18 protein-coding genes are annotated in these 16,894 nt (G+C 63.5%); 7 read left to right on the forward strand and 11 right to left on the reverse strand.

All coding sequences use genetic code 11. From position 1 onward, the window contains the following. Nucleotides 1–6 precede the first annotated feature (6 nt). The 4 genes from Q8L25_RS06420 to purB form a co-directional block, all read right to left on the reverse strand. Complete coding sequence (locus Q8L25_RS06420) at nt 7–582, reverse strand: YceI family protein (protein ID WP_065307059.1); 576 nt, start codon at nt 580–582, stop codon at nt 7–9. 133 nt (nt 583–715) lie between these two features. Next, nucleotides 716–1,270 carry a YceI family protein gene (locus Q8L25_RS06425; RefSeq protein ID WP_308924068.1) on the reverse strand — a complete coding sequence of 185 codons (555 nt, stop codon included), beginning with the start codon at nt 1,268–1,270 and terminating at the stop codon, nt 716–718. Nucleotides 1,271–1,317: 47 nt separating this feature from the next. Continuing rightward, nucleotides 1,318–1,842: a cytochrome b gene (locus Q8L25_RS06430; protein WP_308924069.1), complete on the reverse strand. Its 525-nt coding sequence runs from the start codon at nt 1,840–1,842 to the stop codon at nt 1,318–1,320. A 192-nt stretch (nt 1,843–2,034) separates the two neighbouring features. Beyond that, on the reverse strand, nt 2,035–3,414 hold the full coding sequence (gene purB / locus Q8L25_RS06435; RefSeq protein WP_308924070.1) for an adenylosuccinate lyase: 1,380 nt from the start codon (nt 3,412–3,414) through the stop codon (nt 2,035–2,037). Between the two features lie 264 nt (nt 3,415–3,678). Between purB and Q8L25_RS06440 the strand changes: the two genes are divergently transcribed. Beyond that, a complete protein-coding gene (locus Q8L25_RS06440; RefSeq protein WP_308924071.1) occupies nt 3,679–4,296 on the forward strand; it encodes a glutathione S-transferase N-terminal domain-containing protein in 618 nt (205 codons plus the stop codon). A gap of 166 nt (nt 4,297–4,462) precedes the next feature. On the opposite strand, the gene bfr is transcribed toward Q8L25_RS06440, so the two are convergent. Next, on the reverse strand, nt 4,463–4,939 hold the full coding sequence (gene bfr / locus Q8L25_RS06445) for a bacterioferritin (protein ID WP_065307050.1): 477 nt from the start codon (nt 4,937–4,939) through the stop codon (nt 4,463–4,465). 388 nt (nt 4,940–5,327) lie between these two features. Here bfr and Q8L25_RS06450 point away from each other — a divergent pair, with 388 nt between their 5' ends. Then, nucleotides 5,328–6,008 carry a Fe2+-dependent dioxygenase gene (locus Q8L25_RS06450; protein WP_308924072.1) on the forward strand — a complete coding sequence of 227 codons (681 nt, stop codon included), beginning with the start codon at nt 5,328–5,330 and terminating at the stop codon, nt 6,006–6,008. Between the two features lie 497 nt (nt 6,009–6,505). Here Q8L25_RS06450 and Q8L25_RS06455 read toward each other — a convergent pair whose 3' ends face one another. Both Q8L25_RS06455 and Q8L25_RS06460 read right to left on the reverse strand, forming a co-directional pair. Next, nucleotides 6,506–7,207: an energy transducer TonB gene (locus Q8L25_RS06455; RefSeq protein ID WP_308924073.1), complete on the reverse strand. Its 702-nt coding sequence runs from the start codon at nt 7,205–7,207 to the stop codon at nt 6,506–6,508. Between the two features lie 21 nt (nt 7,208–7,228). Then, nucleotides 7,229–7,465: a (2Fe-2S)-binding protein gene (locus tag Q8L25_RS06460; RefSeq protein WP_308924074.1), complete on the reverse strand. Its 237-nt coding sequence runs from the start codon at nt 7,463–7,465 to the stop codon at nt 7,229–7,231. 373 nt (nt 7,466–7,838) lie between these two features. Between Q8L25_RS06460 and Q8L25_RS06465 the strand changes: the two genes are divergently transcribed. From Q8L25_RS06465 to Q8L25_RS06480, 4 genes are read left to right on the forward strand one after another with little or no spacing between them, the layout of a single operon-like run. Next, on the forward strand, nt 7,839–8,114 hold the full coding sequence (locus Q8L25_RS06465) for a FeoA family protein (RefSeq protein ID WP_308924075.1): 276 nt from the start codon (nt 7,839–7,841) through the stop codon (nt 8,112–8,114). A gap of 11 nt (nt 8,115–8,125) precedes the next feature. Further along, a complete protein-coding gene (locus tag Q8L25_RS06470; RefSeq protein ID WP_308924076.1) occupies nt 8,126–10,027 on the forward strand; it encodes a ferrous iron transporter B in 1,902 nt (633 codons plus the stop codon). A gap of 10 nt (nt 10,028–10,037) precedes the next feature. After that, nucleotides 10,038–10,310, forward strand: coding sequence for a hypothetical protein (locus tag Q8L25_RS06475; protein ID WP_308924077.1), 273 nt, complete (start codon nt 10,038–10,040; stop codon nt 10,308–10,310). Nucleotides 10,311–10,361: 51 nt separating this feature from the next. Further along, nucleotides 10,362–10,523 carry a hypothetical protein gene (locus Q8L25_RS06480; RefSeq protein WP_308924078.1) on the forward strand — a complete coding sequence of 54 codons (162 nt, stop codon included), beginning with the start codon at nt 10,362–10,364 and terminating at the stop codon, nt 10,521–10,523. 27 nt (nt 10,524–10,550) lie between these two features. Here the strand turns inward: Q8L25_RS06480 and Q8L25_RS06485 are convergent, their stop codons facing one another. Then, nucleotides 10,551–11,471: an AraC family transcriptional regulator gene (locus Q8L25_RS06485; RefSeq protein ID WP_308924079.1), complete on the reverse strand. Its 921-nt coding sequence runs from the start codon at nt 11,469–11,471 to the stop codon at nt 10,551–10,553. A gap of 114 nt (nt 11,472–11,585) precedes the next feature. Here Q8L25_RS06485 and Q8L25_RS06490 point away from each other — a divergent pair, with 114 nt between their 5' ends. Next, nucleotides 11,586–12,566 (forward strand): oxidoreductase, encoded by a 981-nt coding sequence (locus tag Q8L25_RS06490; protein ID WP_374694292.1) that lies wholly within the window; start codon nt 11,586–11,588, stop codon nt 12,564–12,566. Here the strand turns inward: Q8L25_RS06490 and nagZ are convergent, their stop codons facing one another. The 3 genes from nagZ to Q8L25_RS06505 form a co-directional block, all read right to left on the reverse strand. Continuing rightward, the gene (nagZ, locus tag Q8L25_RS06495; protein ID WP_308924081.1) at nt 12,567–14,096 is read right to left on the reverse strand and encodes a beta-N-acetylhexosaminidase; all 1,530 of its coding nucleotides are present in this window, start codon (nt 14,094–14,096) and stop codon (nt 12,567–12,569) included. A gap of 109 nt (nt 14,097–14,205) precedes the next feature. Then, the gene (locus tag Q8L25_RS06500; protein WP_308924082.1) at nt 14,206–15,816 is read right to left on the reverse strand and encodes an FMN-binding glutamate synthase family protein; all 1,611 of its coding nucleotides are present in this window, start codon (nt 15,814–15,816) and stop codon (nt 14,206–14,208) included. An 87-nt stretch (nt 15,817–15,903) separates the two neighbouring features. After that, the gene (locus tag Q8L25_RS06505) at nt 15,904–16,890 is read right to left on the reverse strand and encodes a M48 family metallopeptidase (RefSeq protein ID WP_308924083.1); all 987 of its coding nucleotides are present in this window, start codon (nt 16,888–16,890) and stop codon (nt 15,904–15,906) included. Nucleotides 16,891–16,894 lie beyond the last annotated feature (4 nt).

A 16,894-nucleotide genomic window follows, 5' to 3' on the forward strand; every position in this document is an offset into this window, starting at 1 on the left:
GACTGATCAGTCTGCCTTGATGGCCTCGACCTGGATCGCCAGTTTGACTTCCGGCGAGAACGCCGGCAGGCCGAACGTCAGGCCGAAGTCGTCGCGCTTGAACTGGGCCGTGGCGTCGGCGCCGCACACTTCACGCTTGTAGCGTGGATGCATGATGCACTTGAACTTGTCGACCTTCAGCGTGACCGGCTTGGTTACGCCCAGCAGGGTCAGTTCGCCGTCGACTTGCGTCAGCTGGTCGCCGGTGAACTTGAGCTTGTTGCTCTTGTAGGTGATCTGCGGGAATTTTTCCACGTTGAACATGTCCGCTTTTTTGGCGTGGGTGTTCATCGCATCCAGGCCGAAGTCGATCGAATCGGCTTCGATCACCAGGTCCAGCGTGCCGGACTTGGCGGCGCGGTCCAGGGTGACGGTGCCCTTGGTCTTGTTGAACTTGCCGCGCCAGACGGACATGCCCATGTGATCGGCTTCAAAGCTGGGGAAGGTGTGGGTCGGGTCGAGATTGTAGGTATCGGCGGCGGCCATGGCCGAGCCAGCGCCGGCTACAGCCAGCATGGCGATCATCAGGTGCGAAAGTTTCATTAATATCCTAGGGGTTGGGGTTAATCTGAGTGAGTAACGCCTGAAAAACGTTCAGGACAAGGCGCCTTGCCGAAGGCAGTGCGAATAGCACGACGAGGCAAGAGCAACGCAGTCATGGACGTTTTCTCAGGTGTTACTGCGCAGCGACATGAAACTTGATGGTGACCTCGTCCGCGACCATGCTGGTATCTTTCCACTCGCCTTCGCCGATGTTGTAGGTCAGGCGCTTGATCGGCAGGGCGCCGTCAAACGTGTATTTGCCGCCTTCCGATTTCACGGTCAGGGGGAAGGTCACGTCGGTGGCCTTGCCCTTGATATTGAGCTTGCCGGTAACGGTCAGCTTGCCGGCGCCGGCCGCCTTGATGCCGCTGGACACAAACGTCGCTTTCGGGAACTGGGCCGCGTTGAACCATTCTTTCTTCGCCACTTCCTTGTTGTATTCCGGATCGCCGATGTCGATGCTGGCGGTGTCGATCTCGACTGTCGCCTTGGAGGCGTCCGGCGTGGCCGGGTTGTAATCGATGGCGATATTGAATTTCTTGAACTTGGCTTCGACCGGCACATTCATCTGCTTGAAGACGGCCGACACGCTGGATTTGGCGGGGTCGGTTTTCAGCAGGGTGGCGGCGGTGGCGGCCACGGACAGGCCCAGCAGGGAGGCGAGGACGATGCGTTGGGTGGTTTTCATCTTGTTTTTCCTGGTATTTTTAGTGGGCAAGGCAGGGTAGGGCAGACTCAGGGCAGCATGCGTTTCAATACGCCGTCCTTGTCGATGAACTGGTGCTTGAGCGCCGCCAGGACGTGGGCGGCAACAGCCGCAGCCATTGTCATGTTCAGAACATAGTGAATGTCTTTTAAGAGCGGCTTAAGCTCGGGATTCGGCGCCATGATGACCGGCAGCTGGAACAGGCCCAGGTAGACCACCGGCACGCCGGCCGCCAGGGTATACAGGTAGCCGGAAATGGGCACGGCGAAGATCAGGATATACAGCAGCACATGCATGGCGTCGGCCGCCTTTTTTTGCCAGGCGACCATGCTGGCCGGATGCGGCGGCGGCACGTTCGCCTTGCGCCACAGCAGGCGGATGGCGGCGATCGCCAGCACCGTCACGCCCAGCCATTTATGCCAGGAAAAGTATTTCAGCTTGGTGGGGGTCAGGCCCGGGATATCGACCATGACCAGGCCCATGACAAAGGCGCTGATGATCAGCAGGGCGGTCAGCCAGTGCAGGATGATGGCGGTGGTGGTGTAGCGGTGCATCGATGGCTTTCTTGAAAGTAGTACGTGTTAGGACTAGTCCGGCCTAATATACCAAAGAAAAACAAAGTGCGCAGGGGCGCTGCAGATTCTACAAGAAAGACGGGGATAAAAACCGCGGGGCGGGCGGCATTTGTTTGCCGGCCGCCCCGCGGGTCTACAACGCACCCGGAGCCGGGTGCGGATCTGCAGTGCTTAGATGGCCTTGGCCAGCTGCGCCGCGATACCGATATAGTTGGCAGGCGTCATGGTCAGCAGCACGTCTTTCGCGTCTTGCGGAATCGCCAGGCCGTTGACGAAGGTTTGCAGCGCTTCTTTCGAAATGCCCTTGCCGCGCGTCAATTCCTTCAGTTGCTCGTACGGGTTTTCGATGCCGTAGCGGCGCATCACGGTTTGCACCGGCTCGGCCAGCACTTCCCAGGTCGCGTCCAGGTCTTGCGCCAGGCGCGCATGGTTCACTTCCAGCTTGTTCAGGCCGCGCAGGCAGCTGTCATAGGCCAGCAGGGTGTAGCCCAGGCCGACGCCGATATTGCGCAGCACGGTCGAGTCGGTCAGGTCGCGCTGCATGCGCGAGACGGGCAGTTTTTCCGACAGGTGTTTCAGCACGGCGTTGGCCAGGCCCAGGTTGCCTTCGGAATTCTCGAAGTCGATCGGGTTGACCTTGTGCGGCATGGTCGAGGAACCGATTTCGCCGGCCTTCAGTTTCTGCTTGAAGTAGCCCAGCGACACATACGTCCAGATATCGCGGTTCAGGTCCAGCAAAATCGTGTTGACGCGCGCAAAGGCGTCGAACAGTTCGGCCATGTAGTCATGCGGCTCGATCTGGATGGTGTACGGGTTGAACACCAGGCCCAGGCGCTGTTCGATCACGGCTTGCGAGAACGCCGGCCAGTCGAACGACGGGTAAGCCGACAGGTGGGCGTTATAGTTGCCGACCGCGCCATTCATCTTGCCGAGGATCTCGACTTGCGCGATGCGTTTCACGGCGCGCTGCAAGCGGGCCACGACGTTGGCAAATTCCTTGCCCAGGGTGGTCGGGCTGGCCGTCTGGCCGTGCGTGCGCGACAACATGGGTACATCGGCATTGGCGTGCGCGATCTGCGTCAGCTTGTCGACCAGGCCGGTCAATGCCGGCAGCATCACGCCATCGCGCGCGGCTTTCAGCATCATGCCGTGCGAGGTGTTGTTGATGTCTTCCGAGGTGCAGGCGAAATGGATGAATTCCGAGGCGGCCACCAGTTCCGGCACGTCCGCGACCTGTTCCTTGAGCCAGTATTCGACGGCCTTGACGTCGTGGTTGGTGACCGCTTCGATGGCCTTGATGCGGGCCGCGTCGGCTTCCGAGAAGTCGCTCGCCATTTTGTCGAGCAGGGCGTTCGCTTCCGCCGAGAACGGCTTGATTTCGGCAAAGCCGGCTTGCGACAGCGCTTGCAACCAGGAAATCTCCACTTTCACGCGGTGGTGCATGAAACCGGCTTCGGACAGGATCGGGCGCAGCAGGTCGGTCTTGCTGGCGTAGCGGCCATCGAGCGGAGACAGGGCCGACAGCGTGGAATACGGAGTTGTAGAGGTCATGAGAGCGGACGCAAGTTAATGAAACGGTGGGCGCGTGGCGCGCAGCAGAGCGTGGGCCAGCGCGCTGCAAATGCGCTGGCAGGAGGGAGGCGCCACGGGAAAACAGCGATTTTACCACTGCTGGCGGTGGTTTTGCCGCTGGCGGGCGCCCGATGGCGCGAATGCGGCATGTCCACCACACTGGTCAACAGGCATGCCGCGCGCTGCCAAATGCGCTCTGCGCCGATGCTATACTGATAGCACCTCGTCTACTGTAAAGTGTCCATGAAACTGATCGGTTCCCTCGCCAGCCCGTATGTCCGCAAAGTCCGCATCGTGCTGGCCGAGAAAAAGCTCGACTATGCCTTCGAGCTGGAAAACGTGTGGGTGCCCGAGACGCGCATCGCCGAAGCCAATCCATTAGGCAAAGTGCCCTGCCTGGTGATGGAAGACGGCAGCGCGCTGGTCGATTCGCGCGTGATCGTCGAATATCTCGACACGCTCACGCCCGTATGCAAGCTGCTGCCGGCCGGCGGCAACGGCCGCGAGCGGGCCGATATCAAGAACTGGGAAGCGCTGGCCGACGGCATCCTCGACGCCGGTGTACTGATGCGCCTGGAGCGCGCCCAGCGCCCGCCGGAACAACAAAGCGAGGCGTGGATCGCGCGCCAGCACGACAAGGTCACGCGCGGCCTGGCGGCGCTCGACGCGCGCCTGGGCGAAAGCGTGTATTGCGCCGGCAAGAACTACACCCTGGCCGACGTGGCGGTCGGCTGCGCGCTGGGCTGGCTCAGCTTCCGCTTTCCCGAGATCGACTGGCGCGGCGAGCACCCGGCGCTGGCGCGCCTGTTCGACAAACTGTCCGAGCGGCAGTCGTTTAAAGATACCGTCCCCCAAGCATAGAAATTTGCGTAGGTCGGATTAGGTGCGAAGCACCGTAATCCGACAAACATTGTTGGCGCCAACGGTGTTGTCGGATTACGCGGCGTTGCCGCTAATCCGACCTGCGCGGTTCGTTCGAACACAAAAAAACCGGCATATTTGCCGGTTTTTTATTGGGCGCTGAAGATTACTCTTCCACTGCCATCTGGCTTTGCAGGTAGTTTTGCAGGCCGATCTTGGCGATCAGGTCGATCTGCGTTTCCAGCCAGTCGATATGCTCTTCGGTGTCTTCCAGGATCATCAGGAACAGGTCGCGCGACACGTAGTCGCCGGCTTTTTCGCTGATGGCGATGCCTTCCTTGACGGTGGCGTGCGCGGCGCGTTCCAGTTTCAAATCGCATTCCAGCATTTCCGGCGTGTTCTCGCCGATCAGCAGCTTGTGCAGCGCTTGCAGGTTAGGCAGGCCGTCGAGCATCAGGATGCGGTCGATCAGCTTGTCGGCGTGTTTCATTTCGCCGATCGATTCTTCGTATTCTTTCTTGCCCAGCTTTTCCAGGCCCCAGTGCTTGTACATGCGTGCATGCAGGAAGTACTGGTTGATGGCCGACAGTTCGTTGGTGAGCTGTGCGTTGAGCATGCGGATGACTTCTTTATCGCCCTTCATGGGATTTCCTTTGTTCTGTGCTGCGGTCAATGATGAAACCGGATGTCGGGGTGGTCACTACCGGGTGGCGCCAAGGCTGCCTGGTGACGCATGCGATTGCTTGTTTGCCGGTCTCGCTATGCCCGCATGATAGCGCAAAATGTTATCCATTTTTGACCTGAAACATGGTTTTTCCGTATTTTTAACGTAAATATCGCGCGAATAAAACCCATTCTCAACTGGATTGCCACAGGCAGCCAATTTTTATTCGTCAAGGCAAATGAAGGCCATACTCATTCGCATTTCAGCTGCCCGTTGCGACCTGTGCGGTTCTTGCTTTCAAGCCTGTTTTGGCATGGTGGCCGGTGCGATAATCGGGTAATGATTTTTATTTACAAAGGAAAGCAAGATGATGCTGCATATACCTGGCGTGCTGACGCCGGAACAGGTGTCGTATTTCCGCCAGCGCCTGGCGCAGACCGACTGGGTCGATGGCCGCGCCAGCGTGGGCGAGCAGGGCGCCAAGGTCAAGCGCAACCGCCAGCTGGCCGAAGGCTCGCCGCTGGCGCTGGAGCTGGGCGAGATCGTCAGCCGCGCCCTGATGGCCAATCCGCTGTTCTTTGCCGCCGCGCTGCCGCTACGCATCCTGCCGCCCTTCTTCAACAGCTACGCCGGCGGCGAGCACTATGGCCTGCATGTCGACGGCGCCATCCGCACGCCCAAGGGCGGCATGCAGTCGATGCGGGCCGACGTCTCGTCGACCGTGTTCCTGAGCGAACCGGAAGAATACGAGGGCGGTGAACTGGTGGTGGTCGATTCCTACGGCACGCATGAAGTCAAGCTGCCGGCCGGCGACGTCATCGTCTATCCGTCGACCAGCGTGCATCGCGTGCTGCCGGTCACCAGTGGCGAGCGCATCTGCTCGTTCCTGTGGACCCAGAGCATGGTGCGCGACGACTGGAAACGCAGCATGCTGTTCGAGCTGGACCAGAATATCCAGCAGGTGCGCGCCGCGCATGGCGATTCGGAGGCGACCGTGGGGTTGACGGGGCATTATCATAATCTGCTGAGGATGTGGGCGGAGATTTAGCGCTCGCGATAAGGTATCCAATGCCGTTCATTTAAGCTGTCCGACGCAAAAAATGGCGGGCCGGAGACGCGAGCCCGAGAAAATTCCGATGGCGGCGTTGCAGCTCCTCGCCGTACATGCGTACTGTGTTCGTCGCTGCGCCTTGCCCTCGTCATTTTTCAGGTTCGCTTGGTCCGTAGAATGGCGGGCCGGAGACGCGAGCCCGAGAAAATGCCGATGGCGGCGTTGCAGCTCCTCGCCGTACATGCGTACTGTCTTCGTCGCTGCGCCTTGCCCTCGACATTTTTCAGGCTCGCTTGGCCCGTAGTGCCTGTGCTGAGGACTGGAGTTTTAATACGCTTTACTGGTGTTCTGGTCCAAAAAAAAGTCTGCCGGGCCCGGGGATGTAGGCTGGCAGACTCAACAAGCAAATCGCTTGACTAAAAAAGGGCGCGAAAAAGCAAGCAGGGCACACGGTGCGATGCTTGCGGCTGGCGGCGGCGCGAGGCCGCGGGAGGCTAGCTCAGTTGGAACGTCAGGGGTACGAGCACATACACCGGCACCGGCTTGCCGTTTTCGATCATCGGCTTGAACAGCGCGCGCATGGCGGCCTGGCGGCCCGCTTCGTCGAGGTTGCTGTAGCCGGTCGATTTATGTACGAGGATTTGCTCGGGCAAGCCTTTTTCATTGATCAGGATACGCAGCACCACGGTGCCGCTTTCGCCCAGGCGGCGCGACAAATTCGGGTAGACCAGTTGCGGCGCCTTGATGTATTCGACGCTGCTGACGGTACGCGGCGTGGATGGGGCCGGCGGCGATGGCGCCGGCGTCGATGGCGCGGCCGGCGCGCTGGTGGCCGGCGGCGCCGCTTCGGCGCGGCTTGGCTGCGGCGGCGTGATGGTCGGCTCGGTCGGTGCCACGGCGATCATCGGCAGCGGTGGAATCACGGCGCGCGGCATGGGCGCGCTCAGTTCCACCGTCTTCGGTACGGATGGCGTTGGCGGCTTCGGCGGCGCCGGTGGCGCGATGATGCTGACGGTGGTGATGGTCGGCATGGCCGCGCTGACCACACGGCTCAGCAAGCCGCTCTGGATGGCGTAGAAAGCGGCCACGTGCAGCACGAGGATGAGCGTCAGCGGCACGAACTTGCTTCGCTTCTTCTCGAAGACGGCAAATTGTTCCACAGCCTGCACCGTAATGGGCGGGGGCATCATCGTCATGGCGTTCATCGCTTTCTTTTTTTAATTGGTAAAGACAGGAACCTCGGTGCGCGAGATGACCGTTTCACGCAGGGCTGCGGTGGCGCCCATGGTGGCATCGAGGTGGGTGGCAAGCACTTCCCGCGCGCAGGTATGGCATTTGCCGCAGCAGGTGGCAACGCCCAGGTCACGGCGCAGCTCGGCCATGGTGGATAGGCCCAGGTCGACGGCTTGACGAATTTCACGATCAGATATGTTGTTGCAGACACATACAATCATTGATGCACCTTCTGGATAAAGTCACAGGAAACACAAGAAGAAAAACTGGTCTCACCCGACACTGTTGCTATCGTTTTAATGAGAATCATTATCATTACGTTTCAATTGTCTCGCAAAGACGCTGACTTTGCAAGCGATTTGATGCGCCGGCTTGATCGTGGCGGTGGGGCGGGCTGCGGGCCGCAGCCCGCCGGCCGGGCATTACGGCCTTGATCAGAGGCCATCCGTGGGGCTAAATAAAAACAATTCGCATTCGTGCTTATAATGCTGGTATTGTCTCGGACGGTCGGCGCCTGCCCCTCTTTTTCAGGCCCGGTTGTCGGCATTTCACAACATAGTCGTGGAATGTCTTACTACTTGAACGGAATTGCTCATGACTCTAGTTCCAAATTTGATGACGCTCGACGCGCTGGCGGTTGGCCAGAGCGGTACGGTGTTGCATATCACGCCCTTGCCGGCGGACCAGATGGAAGACGGCGTCGACCTTGCGCGCAGGTTGATGGAGCTGGGATTCGTACCCGGCGAACGGATCCGCATGCTCAAGCGCGGCCTGCCCGGCGGCGACCCGCTCGCCATCCGCGTGGGCAACGCCACGTTCGCACTGCGCCGCTTTGAAGCGGCGCTGATCACGATTCAACCGCTGATTTAACCGGAACAATTATGGGTGCCGTAGAAAACATCACCGGTGCCGGCTTGCACAAGCCGACGCACCAGCCACAAATCGCCCTGCTGGGCAATCCGAACTGCGGCAAGACCGCGCTGTTCAACCGCCTGACCGGTTCGCGCCAGAAAGTGGCGAACTACGCCGGTGTCACCATCGAGCGCAAGGAAGGCCATTTCACCTCGCCGGCCGGCAAGCCGGTGCGCATACTCGACTTGCCGGGCGCCTACAGCCTGTCGCCGACCACCCCCGATGAAGCCATCACGCGCGACGTGGTCGGCGGCCTGCGCCCCGGCGATCCGCGGCCGGACGCCATCATCTGCGTGGTCGACGCCACCAATTTGCGCCTCAATCTGCGCCTGGTGCTGGAAGTCAAGCGCCTGGGCCTGCCGATGCTGCTGTCGCTGAACATGACCGACGTGGCGAAAAAGCGCGGCATGCTGATCGACACGGCCAAACTGTCGCAGGAACTGGGCATGCCGGTGGTCGAGACCATCGCCGTGCAGCACGACGGCGAAAAAGCGCTGCTGGCCGCCATCGACGCCATGCTGCCGCTGCCGCCGGCCGATCCGCAGCCGCTGTCAAACATCGACAGCGTGTCGGTGGAAGAGACCCAGCGCGAAGTGCGCCGCATCCTGGCCGCCGTCAGCAACGACGCCGCCGACAGCGGCAACCTGACGGAAAAAATCGACAATGTGGTGCTGCACCCCGTGTTCGGCCCGATCATCCTGGCCGTGCTGATGTTCCTGATCTTCCAGGCCGTATTTACCTGGGCCGCCACGCCGATGGAAATGATCACCGGCGGCGTCGAGCAGCTGGGCGCCATCCTGACGGCGAACATGCCCGACGGTCATTTGAAGAGCCTGCTGGTCGAAGGCGTGATCGGCGGCGTCGGCAGCGTGCTGGTGTTCCTGCCGCAAATTCTGATCCTGTTCTTCTTCATCCTGAGCCTGGAAGACTGCGGCTACCTGCCGCGTGCGGCCTTTCTGCTCGACCGCATGATGGGCGGTGTGGGCTTGTCCGGCCGCGCCTTCATTCCGCTGCTGTCGAGCTTTGCCTGCGCGATTCCCGGCGTGATGGCGGCGCGCACCATCCAGAATCCGCGCGACCGCCTGGTCACCATCATGATCGCGCCGCTGATGACCTGCTCGGCGCGCCTGCCCGTGTATGCCCTGATCATCGCCGCCTTCATTCCCGAGCAGCAGGTGTGGGGCATCCTCAGCCTGCAGGGCCTGGTGCTGTTTACGCTGTACTTTGCCGGCATCATCTCGGCCATGGCCGTGGCCTGGGTCATGAAGCGCAGCATGGGCAGCAAGACCAAGCAGGCCTTGCTGCTGGAGCTGCCCAGCTATCACTGGCCGCACCTGCGCAACCTGGCCGTCAGCCTGTGGGAACGCGCCAAGATCTTCCTGACGCGCGTCGGTACCATCATCCTGACCCTGATGATCATCCTGTGGTTCCTCAGCACCTTCCCCGGCCCGCCGGACAACGCGATCCATCCGCCGATCTACTACAGCCTGGCCGGCATCCTGGGCCGCGGCCTGGAAGTGATCTTCGCGCCGATCGGCTTCAACTGGCAGATCTGCATCGCGCTGGTGCCGGGCATGGCCGCGCGCGAAGTGGCCGTCGGCGCCCTGGGTACCGTGTACGCGCTGTCGCAAAGCGGCGACGCGCTGGCCTCGACCCTGGAGCCGCTGATCGCCCATTCGTGGTCGATGGCCACCGCCCTGTCGCTGCTGGCCTGGTACGTGTTCGCGCCGCAGTGTCTGTCGACCCTGTCGGTCGTGAAACGCGAAACGGGCGGCTGGCGCTATCCGCTGCTGATGGCCGGCTACATGTTCGCGCTGGCCTATGGCGCCTCGTTCATTACTTACCGCGTCGCCCTGCTGCTGGGCGCCTGAGGAGACCTGTATGTGGCAAACCCTGATCGTCACCCTGATCGTCGCAGCCGCGCTGCTGCACTTTTGCACCAAGTACCTGCCGGCCGGCGCCCGCCGCGCCATCGTGCGCGGCCTGGTGCGCTGCGGCCTGAACGAGGCAAAGATGTCGGTGCTGTTCAAGGTCGGGCCGGGCTGCGGCAGCGGCTGCGGTTCCTGCGGCTCCTGCGATACGCCGGCGCCGCCGTCGGCCGATGACGGCGGCGCCGGCAAAAAACGCGTGATCCTGATGCAGGTGCAGCGTTAAGCGTGCTACTGCGCTACTATTGCCTTATAGATACAGCGTAAAGGAGTAGCCATGGCAATCCTGTTGATGTTCATGTTCCTGTTTGCGCTGGCCACCTGCTTCCTGGCCAGCCGGCGCGGGCGCCACGGCGGCCTGTGGTTCGGCATCGGCCTGTTGCTGGGGCCGTTTGCCTTGCTGGCGGTGGCGGCCTTGCCCACATCGCCTCCGCGCTGAAAACAAACCCGCCGTGTGCGGGTTTTTTTACGCCTGCGCGCCGGCGTGCTGTTGACGGTACTGCCGCGGCGAACACGCCATCACGCGCTTGAAGGCGTGGCTGAAGGCGCTGTCCGATTCGTAGCCGAGCGCCTGCGCAATCGAGGTGATGGTGGCATTGCCGTCCTTCAGGCGGCGGGTGGCCAGGCGCATGCGCCAGCGCAGCAGATATTCCAGCGGCGCGACGCCCACCCGGGTCTTGAAATGCAGGGCGAACGCCGAGCGTGACTGCGTGGCGACGGCGGCCAGTTGCGCCAGCGTCCAGCGCCGCGCCGGCTGCGCATGCATCGCCTCGATGGCGGCGCGCAGCCTGGGGTCGGCCAGCGCAAACAGCCAGCCTGCCGGCTGCGTGGTCTGCGCCGCCAGGTACTGGCGCAAGACCTGCAGCAGCATCATGTGGCCCAGGTGGCGCGTCATCAGCGCGGCGCCGGGCGCGGTGGCCTGCAGTTCCTGCGCCAGGCGCTGCAAGCTCCAGTGCAGCACGCCGGCCTGGTCGGTGTCGGCGCGCACATGGATCAGCGGCGGCAGGCAGTCGAGCAGGATGGCCGCTTCGTCGCCAAACGCAAAGCGTCCACCGACCAGGAAAAAATCCTTCTCGCCGGCGCCATGACTGGCCACGCCATGCTCGGCATGGCGGTACACCTGCAGCGCATCGGCCGCTGGCCAGCCCGGCGTGCTGGCCAGCGTAAACGCGCGCCCCGGCGCCAGCAAAAAGCAGTCGCCCGTATGCAGCTGCACGGCGGTCTCGACGCCTTCCACGCCGAGCCAGCAACTGCCCTCGCGCACGGCATTGAACTTGATGCCGTCGGGTGGCGGAAAGGCGATCGCCCAGTCGCCGCCGGCGCGCAGGCCGGCAAAGTGCGAGCTGCGCGTGTCGAACAGCGACAGCACGTCGGACAGCAAATCCATGGTGTTCTTTTTGGACGATGGCGATAGAACTACGGATTTTACTGCATTCACAGTCCAGGCCTTGACGCGCACAATGATGGTCACACCATTCACCACAAGGCAGACATGAGCACCATTGCTACTCCTCAAATCGCATTGCACTCAGGCTTGGGCGCGCAGACCACCGCCATCGAGGCACTGGCCGGGCGTGATTTATCTGGCCGGCACGCCATCGTCACGGGCGGCTATTCCGGCCTGGGCCTGGAAACCGTGCGTGTGCTGGCCGGCGCCGGCGCCCGCGTCACCGTGCCTGGCCGCGACCTGGCGCAGGCGCAGCTGGCGCTGCAGGGCATTGCCGGCGTCGACATCGCCGCGCTGGACCTGCTCGATCCGTCCTCGATCGACGCCTTCGCCAGCGCTTTTCTGGCCACCGGCGCGCCGTTGCACATGCTGGTCAACAGCGCGGGCATCATGGCTTGCCCCTTGCGGCGCGATGCGCGCGGCTACGAGGCGCAATTCGCCACCAATCACCTGGGCCATTTTCAATTGACGGCGCGTTTGTGGCCGGCCCTGCGGCGGGCGAATGGCGCGCGCGTGGTGTCGGTCTCGTCGCGCGGCCATGTGATCGCGCCCATCGATTTGACCGATCCGCATTTCCAGCATCGGCCGTACGACAAATGGCAGGCCTACGCGCAGTCGAAAAACGCCAACGCGCTGTTTGCGGTGGAACTCGATCGTCTTGGGGCCGCGCACGGCGTGCGGGCGTTTTCGCTGCATCCGGGCTCCATCCTGACGCCGCTGGCGCGCCATCTGGACCTGGAAGACTTGCGCAGGGTGGGCGCGCTCGATGAACACGACCGCGTCAATCCGCCGCCCGAGTCCAACTTCAAGACCGTGCAGCAGGGCGCGGCGACGGCTGTCTGGTGCGCCACCAGCGCCCAGCTCGACGGCATGGGCGGCGTGTATTGCGAGGACTGCGATATCGCTTGCGTGATGGCCGACGACGGCATGGGAGCGGGCGTGCGCCGCAGCGCCGTCGATCCGCAACTGTCGCGCCGGCTATGGGCGCTCAGCGAGCGGATGACGGGCGTGGCCTTCGACCCCGCCGCGGCTTGATCAAGCCTGGCCGGCCAGCTTGTCCACCACCGGCGCCAAGGCGGCCGGGCGGCAGCCGAAGGCGGCCAGGCGGCCCTGCGCTTCCGGCGCCAGGTCCAGGTCGTAGGGCAGGCGGCCCGCCACCAGCCACAGCCTGTCGTGCGGCAGGGCGTCCACCAGGCGGCGCTGGCCATCGATGAACAGGGCGTTATAGGTCTGCAGCACGATCTGCCGCGCGCCTTGCGCAAAGGCGATGGCGGCGTCCACTTCCTCCGGTTCGGCCTGGGCCGACAGCGCAAACTCGCGCACGTCCAGGCCGGCCGCCAGCAGCGCCGGCAGCATCGAGCTGCGCGCTTCCTTGTTGCGGCCCAGCGCCACTTCATCGATCTCGCTGCGCGAACGCACTTCCACCGTGATCAGGGTCACCGGCAAGTCCGCGTCCAGCGGGCGATAAGCTCCCTCTACCCGCAGCGCCGCCTGCTGCACCTGTTTTGCCAGCGCCATCGCCTCGGGGCGCATCAGCGCCGGCGGCGTGACGGCGCGCTGCCGCCAGTCGCGCACCGCGTGCACGCGCTTGAGCTTTGCCACGCGCGCCAGCGCTTCGTCGATGCGCGCGAGGGGGATCGCGCCGCTTTCCACCGCCGCCACCACCGCCTCGATCGCCGCCTGCTGCTGCGCTTCGCGGTGCGAGATCAGCACGATATCGGCGCCGGCCTGCAAGGTGGCGATGGCGCCGCCGCTGATGCCCACGCCGTCGGCGATCGCCGCCATTTCCAGGCAGTCGGAAATCACCACGCCGTCGTATTGCATCTCGCCGCGCAGCAAATCGGTCAGCACCCCTTTCGACAGGGTGGCCGGCACGCTGGTGTCGGCTTCGAAGGCGGGGAACACCACGTGCGCCGTCATGATGGCGTCGACACCCGCGGCGATCGCCGCGCGGAACGGCGCCAGTTCCACCGCGTGCAATCGCGCTTTGTCATGCGGCACCAGCGCCATCGCGTAATGCGTATCGGTGGCGGTGTCGCCGTGGCCGGGGAAGTGCTTGGCGGTGACGGCCACGCCGGTCGACTGCTGGCCGCGCATGGCGGCCATGCCGTAGTCGATCACGGTGGCGGCGTCTTCGCCATAGGCGCGCACGCCGATCACCGGGTTGCTGCGGTTGTTGTTCACGTCGAGCACGGGCGCGAGCAGCATGTTGATGCCGACCTGGCGCATCTCGTCGCCGCTGACTTGGTTCAGGCGTTCGCAGTCCGCGATCGAGCCGGCCGCCTGGAAGGCCATCGCGGCCGGGATGGGCGTGACGCCCTGTTCGATGCGCATCACCATGCCGCCTTCCTGGTCGATCGAGATCAGGAGGGGAATATCGGAGACTTCCGCATTGATTTCCTGCAGTTCGCGGCACAGGGCGGATACCTGCTGTGGCGTGTGCACATTGCGGCGAAACAGGATCACGCCGCCGACCCTGTGTTGCCGGATCAGCGTCTTGATATGGTCATTCGCTTCCAGGGCGTCGAAGCCCACCATGAACAGCTGTCCTATTTTTTCGCGCAAGCCCTGCTCCATTGCCACTCTCCGGTCGTTATGATGGTACGTCGTCTGCCTGGTATTGTATTGGATTCGAAAAAAAGGGCAAGTGGTTTGTAATTGGTATTATGGCTTGTCAGTCCAGTGATTTGAACGACTCCGCCTGCGCCTTCGGCCAGTACAGGCCGAACACGGGCGGCAGCTTGGGCAACTGGTCCGGGTCCAGCAGCTGGCCCGGCTCCAGGAAGGGCAGCAGGGCCGACGCCAGCCGCACCTGGTTGGGCGAGATGCGCCGCACCAGGTGGTGCGGGCGCAGTTCCTGCGGATGGGCCAGGCCGGCGGCGGCGATCAACTCGGCCAGCGCCTTCAGGGTATTCTGGTGGAAGTGGGCCACCCGTTCGATCTTGTCGGGCACCACCAGCGCGCGCTGGCGCTGCGGGTCCTGCGTGGCCACGCCGGTCGGGCAGCGGTCGGTATGGCAGCTTTGCGACTGGATGCAGCCCAGCGCGAACATGAAGCCGCGCGCCGAATTGCACCAGTCGGCGCCCAGCGCCAGCAGGCGCGCGATGTCGAAGGCGGTGATGATCTTGCCCGAGCAGCCGATCTTGATCTTTTCGCGCAGGTTGGCGCCGACCAGGGTGTTATGCACCAGCACCAGCGCTTCCTGCAAGGGCGTGCCGACATGGTCGGTAAATTCCAGCGGCGCCGCGCCGGTGCCGCCTTCGCTGCCGTCGACGACGATGAAGTCGGGCGTGATGCCGGTCGCCAGCATGGCTTTCACGATGCCGAAAAATTCCCACGGGTGGCCGATGGCCAGCTTGAAGCCGGTCGGCTTGCCGCCCGACAGATTGCGCAGGCGCTCGATAAAGTGCAGCATCTCGACCGGCGTGGAAAAGGCGCTGTGGGCGGCCGGCGAGATGCAGTCGACGCCTGCTTCCACGCCGCGCGTGACGGCGATCTCGATCGTCACCTTCGGCCCCGGCAGCACGCCGCCGTGGCCCGGCTTGGCGCCCTGCGACATTTTCAGCTCGATCATTTTTACCTGTTCCGCGCTGGCGTTGGCGACAAAGCGCTCTTCCGAAAAGCTGCCGTCCGGGTTGCGGCAGCCGAAGTAGCCGGAGCCGATTTCCCAGACCAGGTCGCCGCCATTGGCGCGGTGGTGGGGACTGATGCTGCCTTCGCCCGTATCGTGCATGAAGCCGCCGCGCTTCGCGCCGCCGTTCAGCGCCAGGATGGCATTGGCCGACAGCGCGCCAAAGCTCATCGCCGAGATATTGAACACGCTGGCCGAATACGGCCGGGCGCGCGGGCAATCGGGATGGTTGCCGATCTCGATGCGGAAGTCATGGCCGGTGACGACGGCCGGTGCGATCGAATGGTTGATCCATTCATAGCCGGCCTGGTACACATCGAGCTGGGTGCCGAACGGGCGCTTGTCGGTTTCCTGCTTGGCCCGCTGGTAGACGATGCTGCGCTGGTTGCGCGAAAACGGCGTGGCCTCGCTGTCGCTCTCCAGGAAATACTGGCGGATCTCGGGGCGCACGCTTTCAAAGGTATAGCGGAAATGCGCGAGGATGGGATAGTTGCGGCGCAGCGCGTGTTTGGTTTGCAGCAGGTCGCTGACGCCCAGCAAAGTCAGCGCGCCGGCCAGCAGCGGCAGCCAGTAATGATCGTAGAAGAACAGGGAGAGAACAAAGATGGCTGCCGTCGCAATCAGGGTCAGGTAGCGGATGGAAACTAGGGGCATGGACACTCCGGTAAGGTCGCTCTAGCCGCAGAGTGTACCGGTGATTTGCAAAGGCCGTGGCGGCGGCTGCCGCCACGGTGGTTCAGGCTATTGTGCGGCGCGGATACGCGCGACTCTTTCCGCGCTGGCCGGGTGGCTCGACAGGTAGGGCGTGTCATGGTCAAACTTGCCCAGCGCCACGAACACCTGCGCCAGGTGTTCCAGCGCGATGCCGTTATGGCGCAGCATGGCGATCGCATAGTCGTCGGCCTCGCGTTCGACGTCGCGCGAGTATTTCAGGTCCAGCAGCAGTGGCGGCAGGGTCGCCACCACCGTCGAGACGTCGCCGAACAGCAGCGCCGCGCCGGCGCCGACGGCCGAGGTCTGGATGATGCGCCGCGTCAGGTGGCGCCGCTGCAGGTGCCCCAGTTCATGCGCCAGCACGCCCATGATGGCCTGGTCGTCGGGCATCAGTTCCACCATTTCGTCGGTCAGCACGATATCGCCCGAGGGCAGGGCGAAGGCGTTCGGACCGATCTTGCTTTTGCGGAAAACGATGCGATGTTCCAGCCGGCTGCCGTCCGGCGTGGCCAGGCGGGCGAACTGCGCGCGCAAGCCGTCCTGGCGCGCCTGCGCCAGCTCGCTGGGCGCGAACACGTGGCGGTCGAGCATGTCCAGCACGCCCTGGCCCAGCTGGCGCTCGACCGCCGGCGGCAGCGCGTAGGCCAGGCCCTTGGCCGCCAGCGGCAGCACATACTGGTAGCACAGGAACAGCGCCAGCACGGTGGCCAGCAGGGCCAGCACGGTAGCGCGCCAGCTTTGCTGCAGCCGCACCACCAGGCTGTCGCGGTGGCCACTGGTGTGCAGCAGGCTGTTGAAGGCCGCCTGGTCGGTGATCTCCAGGTAGGCGCCGTCGGGAAAGCTGACCTTGCGCACGGCGTGGCTGGTGCGCTCGGAGACATGCAGCTGCGCCAGCGGACAGCGCCGCTCGATGTCGCCGGCCAGCACGGCCTGGTCCGCGTCCACGGCAAGCGTGACGTGGTACAGGCGCGAGGTCTGGCCGTCGAAGTAGCGCGCGGAGACTGGCTCGGTCATCGCG

Origin of the sequence: Janthinobacterium sp. J1-1 (assembly GCF_030944405.1) — a bacterium.
GTDB lineage: Bacteria > Pseudomonadota > Gammaproteobacteria > Burkholderiales > Burkholderiaceae_D > Janthinobacterium.

What these genes read in the sequence shown, in the direction of transcription:
- Q8L25_RS06455 (WP_308924073.1), bottom strand. Translation starts at nt 7,207, where the DNA reads ATGACGATGATGCCCCCGCCCATTACGGTGCAGGCTGTGGAACAATTT.
- Q8L25_RS06480 (WP_308924078.1), top strand. Translation starts at nt 10,362, where the DNA reads ATGGCAATCCTGTTGATGTTCATGTTCCTGTTTGCGCTGGCCACCTGC.
- Q8L25_RS06500 (WP_308924082.1), bottom strand. Translation starts at nt 15,816, where the DNA reads ATGCCCCTAGTTTCCATCCGCTACCTGACCCTGATTGCGACGGCAGCC.
- Q8L25_RS06485 (WP_308924079.1), bottom strand. Translation starts at nt 11,471, where the DNA reads ATGGATTTGCTGTCCGACGTGCTGTCGCTGTTCGACACGCGCAGCTCG.
- Q8L25_RS06505 (WP_308924083.1), bottom strand. Translation starts at nt 16,890, where the DNA reads ATGACCGAGCCAGTCTCCGCGCGCTACTTCGACGGCCAGACCTCGCGC.
- Q8L25_RS06450 (WP_308924072.1), top strand. Translation starts at nt 5,328, where the DNA reads ATGATGCTGCATATACCTGGCGTGCTGACGCCGGAACAGGTGTCGTAT.
- purB (WP_308924070.1), bottom strand. Translation starts at nt 3,414, where the DNA reads ATGACCTCTACAACTCCGTATTCCACGCTGTCGGCCCTGTCTCCGCTC.
- Q8L25_RS06465 (WP_308924075.1), top strand. Translation starts at nt 7,839, where the DNA reads ATGACTCTAGTTCCAAATTTGATGACGCTCGACGCGCTGGCGGTTGGC.
- bfr (WP_065307050.1), bottom strand. Translation starts at nt 4,939, where the DNA reads ATGAAGGGCGATAAAGAAGTCATCCGCATGCTCAACGCACAGCTCACC.
- Q8L25_RS06430 (WP_308924069.1), bottom strand. Translation starts at nt 1,842, where the DNA reads ATGCACCGCTACACCACCACCGCCATCATCCTGCACTGGCTGACCGCC.
- Q8L25_RS06420 (WP_065307059.1), bottom strand. Translation starts at nt 582, where the DNA reads ATGAAACTTTCGCACCTGATGATCGCCATGCTGGCTGTAGCCGGCGCT.
- Q8L25_RS06470 (WP_308924076.1), top strand. Translation starts at nt 8,126, where the DNA reads ATGGGTGCCGTAGAAAACATCACCGGTGCCGGCTTGCACAAGCCGACG.
- Q8L25_RS06460 (WP_308924074.1), bottom strand. Translation starts at nt 7,465, where the DNA reads ATGATTGTATGTGTCTGCAACAACATATCTGATCGTGAAATTCGTCAA.
- Q8L25_RS06440 (WP_308924071.1), top strand. Translation starts at nt 3,679, where the DNA reads ATGAAACTGATCGGTTCCCTCGCCAGCCCGTATGTCCGCAAAGTCCGC.
- Q8L25_RS06475 (WP_308924077.1), top strand. Translation starts at nt 10,038, where the DNA reads ATGTGGCAAACCCTGATCGTCACCCTGATCGTCGCAGCCGCGCTGCTG.
- Q8L25_RS06425 (WP_308924068.1), bottom strand. Translation starts at nt 1,270, where the DNA reads ATGAAAACCACCCAACGCATCGTCCTCGCCTCCCTGCTGGGCCTGTCC.